Annotated in this window: 20 protein-coding genes; 7 read left to right on the top strand and 13 right to left on the bottom strand. The window is 71.7% G+C overall.

Features of this window, described 5'->3' with window-relative positions:
• Nucleotides 1–123: 123 nt before the first annotated feature.
• The 4 genes from G443_RS09935 to G443_RS09920 all read right to left on the bottom strand — a co-directional run bounded on the left by G443_RS09935 (nucleotide 124) and on the right by G443_RS09920 (nucleotide 2,672).
• Nucleotides 124–609 (bottom strand): Asp23/Gls24 family envelope stress response protein, encoded by a 486-nt coding sequence (locus tag G443_RS09935; protein WP_026418364.1) that lies wholly within the window; start codon nucleotides 607–609, stop codon nucleotides 124–126.
• 136 nt (nucleotides 610–745) lie between these two features.
• Nucleotides 746–1,318 carry a hypothetical protein gene (locus G443_RS09930; protein WP_026418365.1) on the bottom strand — a complete coding sequence of 191 codons (573 nt, stop codon included), beginning with the start codon at nucleotides 1,316–1,318 and terminating at the stop codon, nucleotides 746–748.
• Entirely contained in the window at nucleotides 1,315–1,884 is a 570-nt protein-coding gene (locus G443_RS09925) for an RNA polymerase sigma factor (protein ID WP_026418366.1), read from the bottom strand. The genes G443_RS09930 and G443_RS09925 overlap by 4 nt, the downstream gene beginning before the upstream one ends.
• Complete coding sequence (locus tag G443_RS09920; RefSeq protein ID WP_245588747.1) at nucleotides 1,884–2,672, bottom strand: pyrimidine reductase family protein; 789 nt, start codon at nucleotides 2,670–2,672, stop codon at nucleotides 1,884–1,886. The genes G443_RS09925 and G443_RS09920 overlap by 1 nt, the downstream gene beginning before the upstream one ends.
• Between G443_RS09920 and zapE the strand changes: the two genes are divergently transcribed.
• Nucleotides 2,671–3,720, top strand: a complete 1,050-nt coding sequence (gene zapE, locus G443_RS09915) for a cell division protein ZapE (RefSeq protein ID WP_035273079.1) — start codon at nucleotides 2,671–2,673, stop codon at nucleotides 3,718–3,720. The genes G443_RS09920 and zapE overlap by 2 nt on opposite strands.
• Nucleotides 3,721–3,727: 7 nt before the next feature.
• Here the strand turns inward: zapE and rocD are convergent, their stop codons facing one another.
• Complete coding sequence (gene rocD, locus G443_RS09910) at nucleotides 3,728–4,966, bottom strand: ornithine--oxo-acid transaminase (protein ID WP_026418369.1); 1,239 nt, start codon at nucleotides 4,964–4,966, stop codon at nucleotides 3,728–3,730.
• 250 nt (nucleotides 4,967–5,216) lie between these two features.
• Between rocD and G443_RS09905 the strand changes: the two genes are divergently transcribed.
• The gene (locus G443_RS09905) at nucleotides 5,217–6,017 is read left to right on the top strand and encodes an SGNH/GDSL hydrolase family protein (protein ID WP_026418370.1); all 801 of its coding nucleotides are present in this window, start codon (nucleotides 5,217–5,219) and stop codon (nucleotides 6,015–6,017) included.
• 40 nt (nucleotides 6,018–6,057) lie between these two features.
• Here G443_RS09905 and G443_RS09900 read toward each other — a convergent pair whose 3' ends face one another.
• From G443_RS09900 to G443_RS09885, 4 genes are all read right to left on the bottom strand, one after another.
• Complete coding sequence (locus G443_RS09900) at nucleotides 6,058–6,846, bottom strand: DUF427 domain-containing protein (protein ID WP_026418371.1); 789 nt, start codon at nucleotides 6,844–6,846, stop codon at nucleotides 6,058–6,060.
• A gap of 59 nt (nucleotides 6,847–6,905) precedes the next feature.
• Nucleotides 6,906–7,361 carry a peroxiredoxin gene (locus G443_RS09895; protein ID WP_030103956.1) on the bottom strand — a complete coding sequence of 152 codons (456 nt, stop codon included), beginning with the start codon at nucleotides 7,359–7,361 and terminating at the stop codon, nucleotides 6,906–6,908.
• Between the two features lie 101 nt (nucleotides 7,362–7,462).
• Nucleotides 7,463–8,317 (bottom strand): sugar phosphate isomerase/epimerase family protein, encoded by an 855-nt coding sequence (locus tag G443_RS09890; protein WP_211237497.1) that lies wholly within the window; start codon nucleotides 8,315–8,317, stop codon nucleotides 7,463–7,465.
• Entirely contained in the window at nucleotides 8,314–9,471 is a 1,158-nt protein-coding gene (locus G443_RS09885; RefSeq protein WP_026418374.1) for a dihydrodipicolinate synthase family protein, read from the bottom strand. The genes G443_RS09890 and G443_RS09885 overlap by 4 nt, the downstream gene beginning before the upstream one ends.
• Nucleotides 9,472–9,715: 244 nt before the next feature.
• Between G443_RS09885 and G443_RS09880 the strand changes: the two genes are divergently transcribed.
• Complete coding sequence (locus tag G443_RS09880; protein WP_026418375.1) at nucleotides 9,716–10,780, top strand: LacI family DNA-binding transcriptional regulator; 1,065 nt, start codon at nucleotides 9,716–9,718, stop codon at nucleotides 10,778–10,780.
• Nucleotides 10,781–11,399: 619 nt separating this feature from the next.
• On the opposite strand, the gene G443_RS09875 is transcribed toward G443_RS09880, so the two are convergent.
• Nucleotides 11,400–11,753, bottom strand: a complete 354-nt coding sequence (locus tag G443_RS09875; protein ID WP_026418376.1) for a histone-like nucleoid-structuring protein Lsr2 — start codon at nucleotides 11,751–11,753, stop codon at nucleotides 11,400–11,402.
• Nucleotides 11,754–12,034: 281 nt separating this feature from the next.
• Between G443_RS09875 and G443_RS09870 the strand changes: the two genes are divergently transcribed.
• Nucleotides 12,035–12,508, top strand: a complete 474-nt coding sequence (locus G443_RS09870) for a histone-like nucleoid-structuring protein Lsr2 (protein WP_035291867.1) — start codon at nucleotides 12,035–12,037, stop codon at nucleotides 12,506–12,508.
• 384 nt (nucleotides 12,509–12,892) lie between these two features.
• On the opposite strand, the gene G443_RS09865 is transcribed toward G443_RS09870, so the two are convergent.
• Nucleotides 12,893–13,990: an AI-2E family transporter gene (locus G443_RS09865; protein WP_245588748.1), complete on the bottom strand. Its 1,098-nt coding sequence runs from the start codon at nucleotides 13,988–13,990 to the stop codon at nucleotides 12,893–12,895.
• 290 nt (nucleotides 13,991–14,280) lie between these two features.
• Between G443_RS09865 and G443_RS09860 the strand changes: the two genes are divergently transcribed.
• From G443_RS09860 to G443_RS09850, 3 genes are all read left to right on the top strand, one after another.
• Complete coding sequence (locus tag G443_RS09860) at nucleotides 14,281–14,622, top strand: WhiB family transcriptional regulator (protein ID WP_026418379.1); 342 nt, start codon at nucleotides 14,281–14,283, stop codon at nucleotides 14,620–14,622.
• A gap of 2 nt (nucleotides 14,623–14,624) precedes the next feature.
• Complete coding sequence (locus G443_RS09855; protein ID WP_026418380.1) at nucleotides 14,625–14,825, top strand: Rv3202a family protein; 201 nt, start codon at nucleotides 14,625–14,627, stop codon at nucleotides 14,823–14,825.
• Nucleotides 14,826–15,004: 179 nt separating this feature from the next.
• Entirely contained in the window at nucleotides 15,005–15,286 is a 282-nt protein-coding gene (locus G443_RS09850; RefSeq protein ID WP_016697159.1) for a metal-sensitive transcriptional regulator, read from the top strand.
• Between the two features lie 30 nt (nucleotides 15,287–15,316).
• Here the strand turns inward: G443_RS09850 and G443_RS09845 are convergent, their stop codons facing one another.
• Nucleotides 15,317–16,000, bottom strand: a complete 684-nt coding sequence (locus G443_RS09845) for a potassium channel family protein (RefSeq protein WP_211237498.1) — start codon at nucleotides 15,998–16,000, stop codon at nucleotides 15,317–15,319.
• A complete protein-coding gene (locus G443_RS09840; protein WP_035291813.1) occupies nucleotides 15,993–17,330 on the bottom strand; it encodes a TrkH family potassium uptake protein in 1,338 nt (445 codons plus the stop codon). Before G443_RS09840 ends, G443_RS09845 begins: the two co-directional genes overlap by 8 nt.
• Between the last annotated feature and the right edge of the window lie 320 nt (nucleotides 17,331–17,650).

Raw genomic sequence — 17,650 nt, 5'->3', positions numbered from 1 at the left:
CCGGTCCGGTGTCTCCCGAGGTCACCGCTCCGATCCGGTGACCGTCGGCACCGGGATCACCGGTGCCCCTCGGACCACGCCCTCCCGGTTCGAGGCTCCCGACCGGGCCGGCGCGTCCCGTGCTCACTCGACCCGGGGGGTGGAGGGTTCCTGCTGGTCCTGGTCGGGGAGTTGGATGTCGTTGACCGCGATGTTGACCTCGATCACGTCCAGGCCGGTCATCCGCTCCACCGAGGAGATCACGTTGCGGCGCACCGCGCGCGCCAGGTCCACGATCGAGACGCCGTACTCGACGATGAGGTCCAGGTCGATCGCGGCCTGCTTCTCCCCGACCTCCACCTGCACCCCCGTCGCCGCGGACGTGCCGCCGCCGGGGATCCGCTCCTTCAGCGCCCCGAACGCCCTCGACACCCCGCCACCCATCGCGTAGACGCCGCCGATCTCCCTGGCGGCGATCCCCGCGACCTTCTGGACGACGGCGCTGGAGATGGTCGTCTTGCCCTCGGTGGTCTCGTCGGCGGTGCGGACCGCCGTGGAGGAGGCCCGGGGGCTCGGTGGCTGGCCGCTGTCGGTTCCGGTGGTCTCCTTGCTGGTCCTGCTCTGCGTCATGGGGGCAACCTTCTTCCCTGTCAGACCGGGTACCACGGGCGCGAGCGGAAACGCTCCCGCGCCGTTCGATGGCGTTACCCACCCTGATGCCGGCAGCTGGCACCTTGTGCCGTCAAACCCCCCTAAGGAGTGAGCCTCAGGGCTCCAGGACGTCCGTGACCAGGACCCGGACCGCCGGCGCGGCCGTTCCGAAGTGCTCGTCCAGGCTGGCGACGAGGTGCCGGCGCAGCGCGTCGGCCGCCAGCGGGACGCGGACCCCGTACCTTGCGGCGACCTCCACGGTGACCCCGTCCGCCGACACCCGCACCGTCGGGCGGCCCACCGTCGAGGTGCCGGCCGCGAAGTCGGCCACCTCCTGCCTGACCAGCAGGACGAGGGCGCCCCGGGACACCCGGATGCTCCCGCCGGCTTCGACCACCTCGACGGAGGTCTCCCGTTGCCGCACCGTGGCCAGGCCGTGGAGGGCCTCCTCGACGAGGTTCGGTGGGACGGCGACCTCCCTGGCCGCCTCCCGCCGCACCGGTTCCCACCCCGACGCGAGCTCCCGGAGCCGCCGCTGGCAGCCGGCGCAGCCGGACACGTGGCGCGCCAGCGTCGACGAGTCCGCGTCCGGGCGCCGCGCGGCGCGGTCGGCCACCAGCGCGAGCAGGGAACCGACCGGCGTGCCGCACGCCAGGACCTGGTCGTCTCCCGACCGGTCGAGGTTCACTGGACCTCCCTGAGTCTCCCGAGCAGTACCACCCTGGCCCGGTGCAACCGGGCGCGGAGGGCAGGGACCCCGACGCCGAGGATGGCGGCGATCTCCTCGTAGTCGAGTCCCTCGAACTCCCGAAGCACCAGCGGGACGCGCTGGGAGGAGTCGAGCGTGGCGATCGCCCGCTGGACCTGGTCGCCACGTTCCTGCCGCAGCACTCCCGCCTCGGGGCCACCGCCGGGCGCGGGCATCGTGTCCAGGATGGCCGCGGCCGCGTCGGTCATCGGCTGCTCCGGCATCCGTCGACGCCGGCGCAACCGACCGAGAGCGGCGTTGGTGACCACCCGGTACAGCCAGGTCGACGGTTCGGCGTCGCCCCGGTAGCGGGGCAGGGCGCGCCAGGCCGAGATCCAGGCGTCCTGGACGACGTCCTCGGCGTCCGCGCGGTCACCGACGATGCGCAGCGCCACCCGGTAGAGCCGGGGGGTGTGACGTCGGACCAGCTCGTCGAACGCGCCGTCCGCGCCGCCGACGGCGGCCTCCACGAGCTCGCGGTCCCCGTGCCCGACCAGGCGTTCCACTACGCCCGCCTGCCGTACCGGAGGAAGAGCATGCCGTCCTCCTCCAAGGTCGACAGCAGGGTCATGTCCCGCCGGACCGGCGGGTGTGACCCGAGCGCTGCCCGGCCGGTGGCGCCGCCGGCGAGAACCGGGGACACCGTGAGGCAGAACTCGTCCACCAGTTCGTCCTCGATGAGGGCTCCGAGGAGCTGAGGGCCCCCTTCGCAGCACACCCGACGCAGGCCACGGCGGCCCAGTTCCGCGACGAGGGTCCGAGGGTCCACCCGCGCGTCACCGGCGAGCACCACCTCCGCTCCGTCGTCCTCGGCCCGGCGGCGGCGTTCCTCCGGCGCGGCGGCGCAGGTCACGACGATGGTCTTGGCCACGACATCGGTGAGGAGGGGCGCACCGGGCGGTACGTCACAGGAATTGGTCACGACGGCGAGCGGCGGGACGCCGGCCAGCCCCCACCTCGCTCGGCGGGCCGTTCGCCTCTCGGTGGCGGTGATACCCCGGTAGCCCTCGGCCAGCGCCGTGCCCAATCCGACGAGCACGACGTCGGCGAGGTCGCGGAACAGGGAGAGCATCCGGCGGTCGGCGGGACCGGACAGCCCACCGGACGCCCCGTCCAGGCTGATGGCCCCGTCGAGACTGGCCACCATGTTCGTCCGGACCCAGGGCCGTTCGAGGGTCGGCGGATACGCGTGTAGCCGTTCCACCTCGTCCTCGGGAAGCTCGGGGAGGCCCTCGGCGGGCGGCGGGAAGAGCCTGCGCACCGGCTCATCCCACCACGTTAGGCTGGTGGCCATGCCCGGCACCTGCCTGACCGATCGGACACCGCAGGTCGGCGCGGACGAGTTGATCGCTGCGATGAGCCCGCCTCCGCAGTTCGACTCGGTGCGGTACGACACCTACCTCCCCAACCCCGACGAACCGAGCCAGGCCGAGGCGTTGCGGCGGTGCCGCGACTTCGCCGCCCGGGTCGCCGGGGGACGGCGTCGGTCCCGGTGGTCGCTGTTCGGGAGCCGGCGCCCCGACCCGGGGCCGAGGGGGATCTACCTCGACGGCGGGTTCGGTGTCGGCAAGACCCACCTGCTCGCCGCGACCTGGCACGAGGTACCGGCGCCCCGGGTCTTCGGCACCTTCGTCGAGCTCACTCACCTGGTCGGGGCGTTGGGCTTCGCCGAGACCGTGCGCAGGCTCTCGGATCACCGACTGCTGGCGATCGACGAGTTCGAGCTGGACGATCCGGGCGACACCATGCTGGTGACCAGGCTGCTGTCCGAGCTGATGTCCGCCGGGGTGTTCGTCGCCGCGACCTCCAACACCTTGCCCGACCGGTTGGGGGAGGGGCGTTTCGCGGCGGACGACTTCCTCCGCGAGATCCACGCGATGGCGAGTCGCTTCGAGGTGGTGCGGGTCGACGGCCCCGACTACCGGCACCGGGGCCTGCCGGAGGCTCCCGAGCCGGTGGACGACGACGAACTCGCCCGTCGCGCGGAGGCCGATCCCGACGCCACCCTCGACGGCTTCGAGGAGCTGTGCGCCCACCTGGCCCGACTGCACCCGTCGCGGTACGGGCGGCTGGTGGACGGCGTGAGCGCCGTCCACCTGCGCGGTGCCCGCCCGTTACCCGACCAGGACGTGGCGTTGCGCTTCGTCGCGTTCGCCGACCGCCTCTACGACCGCGACATCCCGGTGGTCGTGTCGGGATCCTCGGTCGCGGAGCTCTTCGGCGCCGACATGGTGCGCGGCGGGTACCGCAAGAAGTACCTGCGGGCGATCAGCCGCCTGACCGCCTTGGCCAGGAAGGGCGCCACTCGCCCGGCCGAGAGCGGGCAGGGCGCCGCCGGCTGACGGGAGCTCAGCGGCTCCCGAGCACCTCCCCGATGGCCTCGACGCCGCGGTCCAGCTCGGCCTCGCTGATCACCAGTGGCGGCGCGATGCGCAGCGTCGTCGACTGGGTCTCCTTGCAGAGCACCCCGCGACGGGCCAGTTCCTCCGACACCTGACGCCCAGCCGGGCCCCCCGGCGCGATCTCCACGCCGGCCCACAGGCCGCGACCCCGCACCTCGGTGACGCCGTGACCCACCAGCTCCCCGAGGCGGGAGTGCAGCCGTCCGCCCAGCTCGACGGCGCGGCGCTGGAACTCACCGGTGGACAGCAGCCGGATCACCGCCCTGCCGACGGCGCAGGCCAACGGGTTCCCGCCGAAGGTCGAGCCGTGCTCACCGGGTCGGAGCACGCCGAGGACGTCCCGGCTCCCCACGACGGCCGACAGCGGCAACAGCCCGCCGCCCAACGCCTTCCCCAGCGTGTACAGGTCGGCGCGGACCCCGTCGTGCGCGGACGCCAGCAACTCCCCGGTCCTGGCCAGCCCGGACTGGATCTCGTCGATCACCAGCAGCACCCCGTGCTCGTCGCAGACGCGCCGCAGGGTCCGCAGGTAGTCCGGAGGCGGGACCACCACTCCCGACTCGCCCTGGATGGGTTCCACCAGGACGGCGGCGGTCCGAGGGGTGATCGCGCGTTCCACCGCCGCGGCGTCGCCGTAAGGTGTCACGACGAAACCCGGGGTGAACGGTCCGAAGTCCGCTCGGGCGACCTCGTCGGTCGAGAAGGACACGATGGTCGTCGTCCGGCCGTGGAAGTTCGAGCCGGCGACCACGATCTCCGCGGTGTCAGCCGGCACGCCCTTGACCTGGTACGCCCACTTCCTGGCGACCTTGATGGCCGACTCGACGGCCTCCGCGCCCGAGTTCATGGGCAACACCAGCTCGGTGCCGGTCAGCTCGGCGAGCTCGGCGCAGAAGGGCCCGAGCTGGTCGTGGTGGAACGCCCTGCTGGTCAGGGTGACCCGACCGAGCTGCTCGACCGCGGCCGACACCAGGTCCGGGTGGCGGTGGCCGAAGTTCAGCGCGGAGTAGCCGGCGAGGAAGTCCAGGTAGCGGCGCCCCTCCACGTCGGTCACCCATGCGCCCTCACCGTGCGCGATGACCACCGGAAGCGGGTGGTAGTTGTGCGTGCTCCACCGCTCGTCGAGCGCGATCGCCTCGGAGGTGCTCCGCGTCGTCGCGTGAGCGTGGTCGGTCGTGACAGCCATACCTCAAGGCTAGGGGGCAATACCCGACCGGATCATGCGGCAAACCATGCTCATTATGACGATTCGTTGCGAATTCGACCATGAATACGGCGAAACGTTTCCGGCGGGCGAGTGGGCGAGCGGAGCGGCCCAGGTGCGCACGCACGGTGACCGGCGATCGTCCGACCGGCTGGTTGCCTCGGCGAAAAGTTTCACGTTGAGAACGACCGTGTTAAGGATGAGCCACGTTGCCCATGATCGGGAGGTATCCGTGCGTGCTCGTCTCCTGACCACCCTGGCCGGCGCGGCGCTCGCCGTCGCCACCGCCGTCTCCGTCGCCCCCGCCGCCGTCGCCCAACAGGACCTCGCCTACGCCGCGCTCGGCGACTCCTACGTCTCCGGTACCGGAATCGGCCAGTACGACCCCGACAGCGGGAACTGCCAGCGGTCGCCGCTGGCCTACCCGGAGCTCTGGGCGAGCGAGAACGCCGCGAGCCTCACCTTCGCCGCGTGTTCCGGAGCCACCACCGACGACCTGCTCGCCAACCAGATCGGCGCGCTCGACCCCGCGACCGACCTCGTCAGCGTCTCCATCGGCGGCAACGACGCCGGCTTCGCCAGCGTCATCACGACCTGCACGATCGGAACTTCCCAGGGCTGCGCGGACGCGGTCGCCGGCGCCCAGGCCTTCATCGCCGACGAACTCCCCGCCCGCCTCGACGCCACCTACGCCGCGATCAGTTCCTCGGCCCCCAATGCCGAGGTCGTCGTGATCGGCTACCCGCACCTGTTCTCGGCGGGCACCTGCCTGGTGTCCAACGAACGCCGCACGCTGCTGAACGAGACCGCGGACCTGCTGGCCGACGTGACCAACACCCACGCCGGTGCGGCCGGCTTCACCTTCGCCGACGCGCGGCCCGCCTTCCAGGGACGTGGCTACTGCGCCTCCGGCGCGTGGATCAACGGCCCGATGCTCCCGTTGACCGAGTCCTACCACCCCAACGCCAACGGCCACGCCAACGGATACCTTCCGGTGCTCAACGGCGCGGTGTCCTCGGTCGCCGCCTCCTGAGTGGAGCGTCCGCCGGGAACCCCGTTCCCGGCGGACCGCCTCACCCCACCTCGACGCGCACCCGGGGGCCGGCGAAGCACAGGTAGCCGGCGACCGCCGCCGCCTCGGCCAGCGGCAGGGGGTAGGTCCAGGCCACCTCGGCGCCGCTGACCTCAGGTGCCTCGAGGTCGAAGTACCCCGCGCGTCCCTTGTACGGGCACATCGTCACCCGCTCCGCCGGCACCAGGAACTCGCTCGCCACGTCCTCCCGGGGGACGTACCACCGGACGGGCAGCCCCGTCTCGAACAGGGCCACCGGACGCCGGGTCTCGGCGATCAGCAGGGACCCCGCCCAGACCCGGACGAGCCGACTCGAACGGCGGGTGTCGACGCGGTGGAAGGGGTCCCTCGGATGCGCGAACACCCGCTCGTCCTCCTCGAACCACGCGTCCAGGCGCTCGAAGTAGAAGGCGCCGAGCCCGGACAGGTTCGGGGAGCCCCGCACCGGGTCCGGGTAGGACCACACGACGTTCTCCAGCACCCGGTCACCCACCCGGAGGTGCCAGTACCGGGCATCGCCCTTGAAGGGGCAGTGCGTCCGGTGGTCGCTGTCCACGAGCTCTCCGCTGACGTCGGACAGCGGGAGGTACCACTGGGGGAGCAGGCCCGTCTCGTGCAGCATCCGCGCCCCGACGGTGTCCACCACCGTCTCGCCCGCCACCTCGCCGCGAACGCGGCGGTCCACCTCGTGCAGGTACAGGACGTGCGCCGGCGCGGCCGCCTCCAGGTCGAAGTTCAGGTGCCCGGCCAACGGTCGCGCGAAGGGACCCGATCCCAGGGTGAGTGACATGGCACCGACTGTAGGGGCTGCGGGCGACCGTGGCCGGTTCCGCGTTGGCGCGGGTCCCGTCAGGACGACGCGCGCAACGCGGCGAGCGCCTCGTCCGCGTGGATCTCCATCCGGAACTCGCTGCGCGTCACGTGCAGGAGCCGGCGGTCGGTCCCGATGACGAAGGTGTGCCGCTTCATCGGGAGGGGACCGATCCGCCGGACCCCGAACTGGGCGGCGACGGTGCCGGCGGGGTCGGAGAGCAGCGGGAAACCCAGGGAGTTCGCCTCGTCGAACTCCCGCTGCCGCTCGACCGCGTCGCCGCTCACACCCACCGGCCGCGCCCCCAGCTCGCCGAACTCCGAGGCGAGGTCCCGGAAGTGGCAGCTCTCGGCGGTGCACCCGGTGGTGAAGGCGGCGGGGTAGAAGAAGAGCACGACGGGACCCCTGGTGAGCAGGTCACCCAACGAGAGCGTCTCGCCGTGCTGGTCGGTCAACTCGAAGTCGGGGACGAGGTCCCCCGCCCGCAGTGCCATCGTGTGCCTCGGCAATCCAGTCCGGTCGCGCCCTCACGGCCGACTCGCCGCCACGGTACTACCGATCTTCCCGACGGGGATCACGGACGGGGTTCGATTGACTACCAGACGTGGCGCCGGTAGCGCTCCACGGTCAGGTCCACCACCTCGCGGGGCGCGGCGTCCCAGAGCCCCTGGTTGAAGATCTCGACCTCGATGGGGCCGTCGTACCCGGCGCGTTCCACGGCCTCGCGCAACCGCGCGAGCTCCACGCAGCCGTCACCCATCATGCCCCTGCCCAGCAGGACGTCGGCCGGGAGCGGCGTCACCCAGTCGCAGACCTGGTAGGACGCGATCCGCTCGCCGGCCCGCTCGATGGCCTGGTAGACGTTGGGGTCCCACCAGACGTGGTAGGCGTCGACCACCACCCCGACCTGTTCGACGGGGAAGCGGCTCGCCAGGTCGACCGCCTGGTCCAGCGTCGAGACCACGCAGCGGTCCGAGCAGAACATGGGGTGCAGCGGTTCCACCGCGAGCCGGACCCCGCGTTCCTGGGCGTAGGGGCCGAGCTCCCCGAGCGCGTCGGCCACCCGTTCCCGGGCGCCGTCCACGTCGGTGCTCCCGGCGGGCAGGCCACCGGACACCAGCACGAGCACCGAGGTCCCCAGCTCGGCGCACTCGTCGACCGCGCGGCGGTTGTCCTCCAGGGCGGCGGCCCGCTCCCCGGGGTCCGCCGAGGTGAAGAAGCCACCCCGGCAGAGCGAGGTGACCTCGAGGCCGGCCTTCCTGACCAGGTCCGCCGACCTGGCCAGCCCGTACTCGGCGACCGGCTCCCGCCACAGGCCCACGCCGGGCACCCCGGCGCGCACGCATTCGGCCACCACGGTCTCCAGGTCCGCGTACTTGATCGTCGCCTGGTTCAGGCTCAACCGGGACAGGTCGGCTCCCGCGAGGGGAGCGGCGTCGGTGCTGGTCACTGGGCCACTCCGGACAGTTCGAGGAACAGGCGCATGCGGCGCTCGGCGAGGTCGGGGTCGGGGAGGAGGCCGGCTTCGTCGGCGAGGACGAACAGCCTGGCCAGATGGGGGACGGACCGAGCGCTCTCCAGGCCGCCCACCATGCGGAAGTGGTCCTGGTGCCCGGACAGCCACGCGAGGAAGACGATGCCCGTCTTGTAGTAGTACGTGGGTGTCTGGAAGATGTGCCGGGACAGCGGAACGGTGGGGTCCAACAGCCGGTCGAAGGTCTCCTCGTCCCCGGAGTCCAGCGCCCGGACCGCCGCGACCGCAGCCGGCGCGATGGCGTCGAAGATGCCGAGCAGGGCGTGGCTGTACCCCCGGTCGTCACCCCTGATCAGCTCCGGGTAGTGGAAGTCGTCGCCGGTGTAGCAGCGGACGCCCGTCGGGAGCCGCCGCCGGAGCGCCACCTCCCGGTCCGCGTCCAGCAGCGACACCTTGATGCCGTCGACCTTCGCGCTGTTGGCCTCGATGATCGAGGTGAAGGTGTCTGTCGCGGTGTCGAGGTCGCGGGAGCCCCAGTAACCCAGCAGCTGGGGGTCGAACATCGGTCCGAGCCAGTGCAGGATCGCCGGCTCGGGCAACTGTCCCAACAGGTGGTCGTACACCCGCTGGTAGTCCTCGGGTCCGGTGGCCGCGCTGGCCAGGGCGCGGCTGGCCATCAGGATCACGGTGGCCCCGGCGGCCACGGCGACCTCGGCCTGCTCCTCGTAGGCCGCGATGATCTCCGGGATGCCGTGGTCACCGGGACCGAGCTGGTCGGTGCCCACACCCACGCCGAGCGCCCCACCGACCGACCGGGCCTCCGCGCCGCTGCGGCGGATGAGCTCGGCCGCCGTCGGCCAGTCCAGGCCCATCCCCCGCTGCGCGGTGTCCATGGCGTCGGCGACCCCGACGCCGTGCTCCCACAGGTGGTGGCGGAACGCCATGGTGGCGCCCCAGTCGGGGCGTGCCGGGACACCCGGGGTGTTGTCCGCGAGCGGGTCAGCCACGACGTGCGCCGCGGCGTAGAGCACTCGGCTGCTCGGGGGAGCGCCCTTGGCCGAACGCGGCGCGGTCGGTCGAGGGGTGTACTGGACGAGATCGCCGGCGTCTGTCGGCAGCGTGAGTGCCACGGGGTCAGCTCCGGTTCGTAGAAAGCGCTTACTGAGCCTCGAAAGCTAGGTGGAGGGCACGGGGTGGTCAAGGAGGTGCCCGCACTCCTGGCCGAGATCGGCCGGGGCCGCGCCGCGCGGGGGGCGAGCGACGGACAGTACGGCGTGCGGGAGACGGTGCCGCCCCGCACGACGGCCCGTTCCCGCGTGCTATCCAGGACCGGTCCCGAGGGGGACGGGTCAGGACCGATCGGAGGCGTGCAGGGTGGCGGCAACGTTGGCCGATGTCGCGGCCAGGGCGGGTGTGTCCAGCGCGACGGTGTCCCGGGTGCTCAACGGCAACTACCCGGTCGCCGAGGCGACCCGGCGGCGGGTGACCGAGGCGCTCCGGGAACTGAACTACGTGGTCAACGGGCCGGCCCGGGCTCTCGCCGCCGCCACGTCGGAGGTGCTCGGCGTCCTGGTCAACGACGTGTCCGACCCCTTCTTCGGGGTGCTCGCCAGCGGGATCCAACGGGAGGCCGCCGAGGCGGACCTGCTGACGATGATCTGCCACACCGCCGGCTCGGCCGACGACGAACTCAGGTACATGGAGCTGCTGCTCCGGCAGCGCGCCAGGGCCATCGTCGTCACCGGGGGCGGACCGGAGGACGACGGGCACCGTCGGCGGACCGCCGACCTGGTGCGGCAGAGCGTTTCCCGGGGGACCCGCGTCGTCTTCTGCGGACGGGAGGCACCGCCCGACAGCGAGGCGGCCAGCGTGGTGTTCGACAACGACGGTGGCGCCGCCGCCCTCACCCGACTGCTGCTCGCCGCCGGGCACCGCCGGATCGCCTACCTCACCGGCCCGCCCCACCACACCACGAGCAGCGCGCGGGTCGCCGGTGCCAGGCAGGCGTTGACCGAGGCCGGGATCGATCCCGACAGCTGCCTCTGGATCAGGAGCGGGTTCTCCCGGGCCGCGGGTCTGGAGGCCGGCCGCGAGCTGGTGCGCGCGGGCGTGGACTGCACGGCGGTGGTGGCCGGGAACGATCTCACCGCCTCCGGGGTCATCGCGTCCTTCCGCGCGTGCGGGGTCCGGGTACCGGAGGACGTCTCGGTGGCGGGGTTCGACGACCTGCCCGTCGCCGTGGACGTGGTGCCCGAGCTCACCACCGTGCGACTGCCGTTGCGGAGCGGCGCGGTCACGGCGGGGCGGATCGCGACCGGGGCGCGGCGGACGGCCCCCGGGGCCGTCGTGCGCATGCCAGCCGAACTCAGGAGCAGGGATTCGGTGGCGGCGCCCGGTGGCGGGCTGACCGGGATGGCCGGTCGTCTCCGCGCGCATTGAGGAATCGTCGGGACGGAGGAACCTCCGTCGCGAGGTCACGACCGATGGTCCCCGTCGGTCGCGAGTGAGATGGGCGTGTGGGTGGGAGGGCGACGTCCGCTCGCCACGGCAACCAAACGTGTTTCGCCGAATGCGGAGCGTCCGGGAAAGTCGGGGAAGGGCCGCTACCGTCACCAGGTGACCGGTGGTGACCCAATGTCGTGCCGACGATTGGAGGGTCAGCCGGCGCGGGTGGTGTCGCCCGCGAAACGTCGTCACGAGCCCGCTCGTAGTAGCGGGCAGTAGTCGGGATCATCGATCCGGTATCGGTGGCTAGTCGGTCGGGTGGTCCGCGAGCCCTTAAGCGGAGAGCCACGTCACGTCCCGGTGGCTCGTTTGCCGGGACCGGCGTGGGCGTGTCGTTGATTTTCCGTTCTCCTCGGTGAGCGCGGGATTACTCCCGTGGGCGCATTAACAGAGGTGAACCCGGGGTCGGGTCCCCGGGGTGCTCCCCCGGGGACCCTGGTTAACGGCGCTGTGACGTCCGCCCCATATACGCGTATCCCGGCACATTCGCGCTGTCGCGTCGATCGTGCCGGGACTGCTTGTCTCGCGCTGGGCCTACCACGGCCAGCGCGGATCAGCCGCGCTTGTCGTACGCCTCGATGACCTCGGCGGGGATGCGGCCGCGGTCGGACACCTTCAGGCCCTGCTCCCGCGCCCACTCCCGGATGGCCTGGTTGCGCTCCCGGTCCGAGGCCTGGCTCGGGGCCGGCTGCGCACCGGTCGCCCTGGCGGTCCGACCACCGCGCTTGCGGCCCCCCGTTCGGCGGGCGTTGTCCACAAAGGGCGTCAGCGTTTCCCGCAGTTTGTCCGCGTTCCCATTGGACAGGTCGATCTCGAACTCCACCCCGTCCAGTCCGAACTTAACGGTCTGCTCGGCCACTGAGCCGTCGATGTCATCGAGCAGTTGGACCGTGACCTTCTGGGCCATGTTGCACTCCCTAATTCCGCTGTTTCCCGATGCCCGCGGTTGGCATACGGTATCCCACTGCGGCAATCATAAACATGATGCTGATGGCGTGTCTCTTCGCCGTTGCGTGGGAAGCGCTTTGCGCGTGCGCCCGGATGGCCCTTGGTAAGGGGGGCCGTGCATCTTGCCGCAAGGCTTGTCGGCCGGGGAGGGGTTTCGGCTTCCGGTGACGATTCCGTTAGAATCAGGGTGCCGCCGCGGCTCTGCGGTGCCCGAGTTGTACACGGAAAGACTAGGTGATCATGGCCGAGCGTGTCTGCGTCGAACTGGTTGATGACCTCGACGGAGCGCCTGCGCAGTCCACCGTGCAGTTCGCCTTGGACGGGGTCAACTACGAAATCGACCTCTCGGATCGCAACGCGAGCCACTTGCGGGAAGTCTTTCGACCCTACGTGGAGCGCGCCCGGACGGTCACCCAGCGCAACGACCGCACGGTCAAGAAGGACCGGGTCGCGCGCAACAAACGTCGGGCTGATCAGCGCGAGGCGACCCAACGCATCCGGGAGGTCGCCGAACGGGGCCGGGCCCACCAGCGTGCCGTCCGGGAGGCCGAGGAGGAAGCCAGGCGTGCCGAGCTGGCCGCCGCGGCGGAGGCCTCCGCGCAGGAACTCGCCCTGAGCCAGCCGGCCCCGGCCCAGGAGGCCCCAGCCCAGCCCGCCGCCGACCCCACCCGCCCCACCGTCTCGCTTCCCCAGTTCAGCTCCGCCACCGGCTGAGCTGGCACCCCCGGCGCCGGCGGCGCGGACCCGCGTCCCCCGGTCGGCCCCGGGCGCACGGGGAACGAGACGGACCGACGTCGCCGGCAGAGCCCGCCGCGCGTCACGTGCCGTCCGTCGAGGAGCACATCGGGTGGAGTGTCCAGGCGGTGGGGTCGACCCGTGTAGCGGGTCCCACCAGCCACCGGTTCGGGCGGTGGCGGGGCCCCGAGGCACGGGAGCGGACGGGACGTCCCCGACCAGGCCCCTCGGCCGCCGCCCGCACTGACGGCCCGACGAGCCATCCCAGGCGTGACCGTGGGCGGGCCAGGGAGAGGGGAAACACCCGGTTCGCGGGATGGGGCGCCCCTCGGCCCCGACGCCACCGGCACGCCAGCCCGCACCTCACGGCGCTTCGCCCTCGGTCGTCCCCCCTCCCGATGCCACGGGGCCGGGAGGTTCCGCCGCCGACCGCGCGAGCACGACCACCATCGTCCGCAGCGTCGTGAGCAGGGGGACCGCGAGCAACGCGCCGATGACACCGGCCTGGATCACGCCGACGGCGATGGCCAGCGCCACCGCGAGCGGGTGCAACCGGACCATCCGGCCCATCAGCAGTGGCTGGAGGACGTTGCCCTCCAGCTGCTGCACGGCCAGCACCACGCCCAGCACCAGCACCGCGGTCAGCAAGCCGTTCGAGGCCAGGGCCACCAGCACGGCGACCGCGCCGGACAGGAAGGCCCCGATCAGCGGGACGAAACCCCCGACGAACACCAGCATCGACAGGGGGAGGGCCAGGGGCACGCCCAGGACCAGTAGGCCCAGGCCGATCCCCACCGCGTCGATCAAGGAGACCGCGGCGGTGGCGCGGATGTAGCGGCCCAGCTGGCGGAACGCCTGCCGACCCGCGTCGTCGGTCCTCGGCCGGTACCGCGCGGGAACGGCCAGCAGGACGAAACGCCAGATGCGCTCACCGTCGCGGAGGAAGAAGACCAGGACGAACAGCGTGAGGACGGCCCCGGTCAGGACCGCGCCGACACCGCCGGCGACCGTCACCGCCCAGGAGGCCAGCCGCGCCTGGTGCTCGGAGAGCCACCGGCTCAACCGGTCGGACAGGTCGCTGACCACGTCGTCGCCCAGCGGCAACGGCCCCTCGACCAGCCAGGTCTCGACGGAACCCACCGCGTCTGCCAACTGCCCGGCGAGTTCGCCGGCACCCGAGACGAGCGCCCCGATCACGAAGGTCAGCAGGAGCGTGAGGACGGCGAGACCACCCAGGATCGCGATCGCCGTGGCGAGACCGCGCGCGACCCGGTGCCGGACCAGCCAGCCCACCACCGGAGCCAACAGCGCCGACAGCAGCACGGCCAGCGCGGTCGGGACCACCACCGTGGAGAGGGCGGCGACCAGGTGGAGGACGAGGTAGCCGGCACCCGCGATGACGAGCAGGCGCCAGCTGAGCGCGGCGGTCACGACGAGACCCCTCGGGAGGGACGCGCTCACGGTGTCCACTCGCCGCCCCGGGGAACGCGGCCGGTGGCGCCCACGGCCACCGCCGCCCCCCGACGTGGTCACGGCCCCGTCAGGTTCGGGGCCACGGCCAGCCGAACCGGGTGCGCCCGGCGGTGGCGGTCCCGACCGGTGGTGCCCCTGGACCCCCCGACCGAACCCGAAAAGCTCCTGTGGATCACATGCATGTTTTCGCCTCGGGTGGGTAAGGACGAAGTAGCGCGGGTCGGCACGGGCCGCCGAACAGCGAACTACGGACCTGGGACAACTGCGGGGAGCTGAGCATGACGAGCACCAAGCGCCTACCACAGCCTGTGACGGAACTCTGGGACTGGCAACTCGAGGCGGCCTGCCGGGACATCGACCCCTCCGTCTTCTTCTTCTCGGAGGGGGAGCGCGGAGCGGCCCGGACGATCCGCGAGGAGCGCGCCAAGCGCATCTGCGAGACCTGCCCGGTGATGCTCCGCTGCCGCGCGCACGCGTTGGCGAGCGGTGAACGGTACGGGGTCTGGGGCGGCCTGGCCGAGGGCGAGCGCCGCGAGCTGTTGAACCGGCTCCGCGCGGAGACCAGGGCGGAGAGCGGGACCAGCGAACGTGCGCTGGAGCCCCAGTCGACGGGAGGCTGACCATGTCCAGCCACGACGAGGACCGGGCGGTCCCGCAACCGGACGCCGTGGAACAGGAGCGAGCCGCGGCTCCCGACGAGGAGGAGACGAGCGGGGACGCCGAGCACATCGCCGACCGGGCGGAACAGGCGAACCCCGCCGACGTCGCCGAGCAGCTGAGGTCCGAACCCCTGGACGAGGACTACCGGCCCTCCGACGGCTGAGCCCACCTCCTGGCGGTGGCCATCCCCGGGAGCACGACGTCGAGCTCCCGGCTCCCACCCGCGGCACCGAGGTGACGGGCAGCGGCTGACGACGTCAGCCGCCCCCGGTCGAGCGGCCCGGAACGCTACCCGGTGGGGGTAACGTCGTCGGGAGGGACCGGACGACGCGAGGAGCCCCGATGCACGGTTACACGCCGGACAAGGACAGTTACCTCAAGCGGCTGCGCCGCGTCGAGGGCCAGGTGCGGGGTCTCTCCCGGATGATCGAGAACGACAGCTACTGCATCGACGTCCTCACCCAGATCGCCGCCGCGACGAAGGCGCTCCAGGCCGTGTCCCTCGGCCTCCTCGACGACCACCTCCGGCACTGCGTCAGCGAGGCGCTGACCGAGGGCGGGGAGGTCGCCGACGAGAAGGTGCGCGAGGCCAGCGAGGCGATCGCCCGGCTCGTGCGGTCCTGAGCGGCCCGGTCGGCGGCGGGCCGCCGACCGTCACACCAGCTCGGAGAACCGTTCCACGTCGTTGGTCCGTCCAGCCACGATCAGCACGTCATCCCGCCTGATCACCGTGTCCGCCGTCGCGTACGTGAAGTCGGCCCCCTCCCGCTTGATGGACACGACGGTGACGCCGTACTTCGCCCGGAGCCTCGACTCGCCCAGCGGCAGGTCGGTGGCCTCGGCGGGGGCGACGGTCTTCGCCAGCGCGAAGTCGTCCTCGAACTCGATGAAGTCCAACATCCGGCCCGTCACCAGGTGCGCGACCCGCTCACCCATGTCGTGTTCCGGCAGGACCACGTGGTGGGCGCCGATCTGCTCCAGAATCCGCCCGTGCTGCCGGTTGATGGCCTTGGCCCAGATGTTGGGCACGCCCAGGTCCACCAACAGCGAGGTGGTGAGGATGCTCGCCTCCAGGTCGGTGCCGATGCCCACCACCGCTCGGCGGTGCTCCTGGGCCCCCACCTGCCGGAGGGCCTCGACGTCGGTCGAGTCGACGACCATGGTGTGCGTGAGTTGCTGGCGGAAGTCCTGGACCACCCGCGCGTCGTTGTCCAGCCCGAGCACCTCCCACCCCCGGTTGGCGAGCTCGAGCGCCAGCGAGCCGCCGAAGCGGCCAAGACCGATCACCAGGACGCGGTGCCCCGAGGGGGGCTTCCTGCGTTGACGTTTCCTAGCCAATGATGGGTCGCTCCTCCGGGAGTTCGTACCGCCGCGTCTTCTCACGAAGGGCCAGCGCGGCGGCGAGGGTGATGGGACCGAGTCGTCCGGCGAACATGAGCAGGACCAGCAGTGCCTGGCCCGTGGGGGGGAGGTCAGCCGTGATGCCCGTGGACAGGCCCACGACGCCAAACGCCGACGTGACCTCGAAGAGCGCCTTCTCCAACGGGAACGAGCTGATGAGCAGCAGGTAGACGGTGGACAGGATCACGACGGCCACGCCGATCAGCGCGACGGCGAGGGCCTGTCGCTGGACGTCGAGGGGGACCCGGCGGCCTGCCACGTGCGTGCTGGGGTGGCCCCGCACCTCCGCCAACAGCACGAAGAGCAGGACGGCGAAGGTCGTCACCTTGATCCCTCCCGCCGTGCCCGCACTGCCTCCGCCGATGAACATCAGCGCCGAGGTGCCGAGCAGGGTCGCCTGCTCCATCTCGCCGACCGCGACGGTGTTGAACCCGGCACTCCTGGGCATCATGCCGTGGAAGAAGCCGTTCATCAGCTTCTCGGGCACCCCCATCAAACCCAGGGTGGCTGGGTTGGACCACTCGAAGGTCGTCACCATGAGCGTTCCGAGGACGGCGAGCGCGCCGCTGGTGATCAGCGTCACCTTCACATGCAGCGACCAGCGGCGGGGGGTGCGCATCCTGCGCCACAGCTCCAGCAGTACGGGGAACCCGAGCCCACCCGCGGTCGCGGCCACCACCACCGGAAGCACGATCCACGGATCCCCCGAGAAGCTCTCCAGGTTGTCGCTGAACAGCGCGAAACCCGCGTTGTTGAAGGCGGCCACCGCATGGAACAGACCCAGCCGCAAGGCCTGTGACCAGGGTTCGTCGTACCCGACGAGGAAGCGGGTGACCAGGATGACCGCCGTCACGGCCTCGAACAGCAGGCTCGTACGGATCACGCCACCCACGAGCGCGCGCACATCACCCAGGTTCAGCGTGCCGGTCTCGGCCTGGGCCGAGAGCTGCATCCGGAGTCCCAGCCGGCGGGACACGACCAGGGCGAGAACGGACGCCAGGGTCATGATCCCGAGCCCGCCCAGTTGCACGAGCCCGATGAGCACCACCTCACCGAAGGTGGACCAGTAGACCGGGGTGTCGACGATGATCAACCCGGTGACGCACACCGCGGAGGTGGCGGTGAACAGTGCGGTGAGCAGCGGAGCGGAGGCCGGTCCCTCGGTGGCGAGGGGCAACGCGAGCAGCACCGTGCCGACGAGCACGGCAGCGGCGAAGACGAGGACCAACAGCCGGGCCGGGTACTGCCACCACTTGGTCGTGGCCATGGAGCGACCTCGCGGCCGCTTCCGCGGGCGCAGTTCGCCCTCGAACAGACTCACGGTGCTCAGTCCACCGGGGAGGGGGTGAGGTCGCCGTCATGCCCGGCCACGACGACCACGCGCTCCACGACCACGGCAGCGAGTCGGGTCGGCCTCCTGCCGGCCCGACGAACCGGGGAAGCGGGAAGCAGGGGCGCTCGGACCCGACAGCCGCACACGAAGCAGGGAATATACACCTGCCGAGCGCACCGCACCGGGCTGCCGGCGCATCGTCGAGACCCTCTCTGATCAGCACATTTCCGGCAGGTTGGTGGTAACGGATGCCG

Origin of the sequence: Actinoalloteichus caeruleus DSM 43889, assembly GCF_000429185.2 — a bacterium.
GTDB lineage: Bacteria > Actinomycetota > Actinomycetes > Mycobacteriales > Pseudonocardiaceae > Actinoalloteichus_B > Actinoalloteichus_B caeruleus.
Note: the sequence above shows the minus strand (reverse complement) of the source record. Positions and strands in the feature narration are given on the sequence as shown.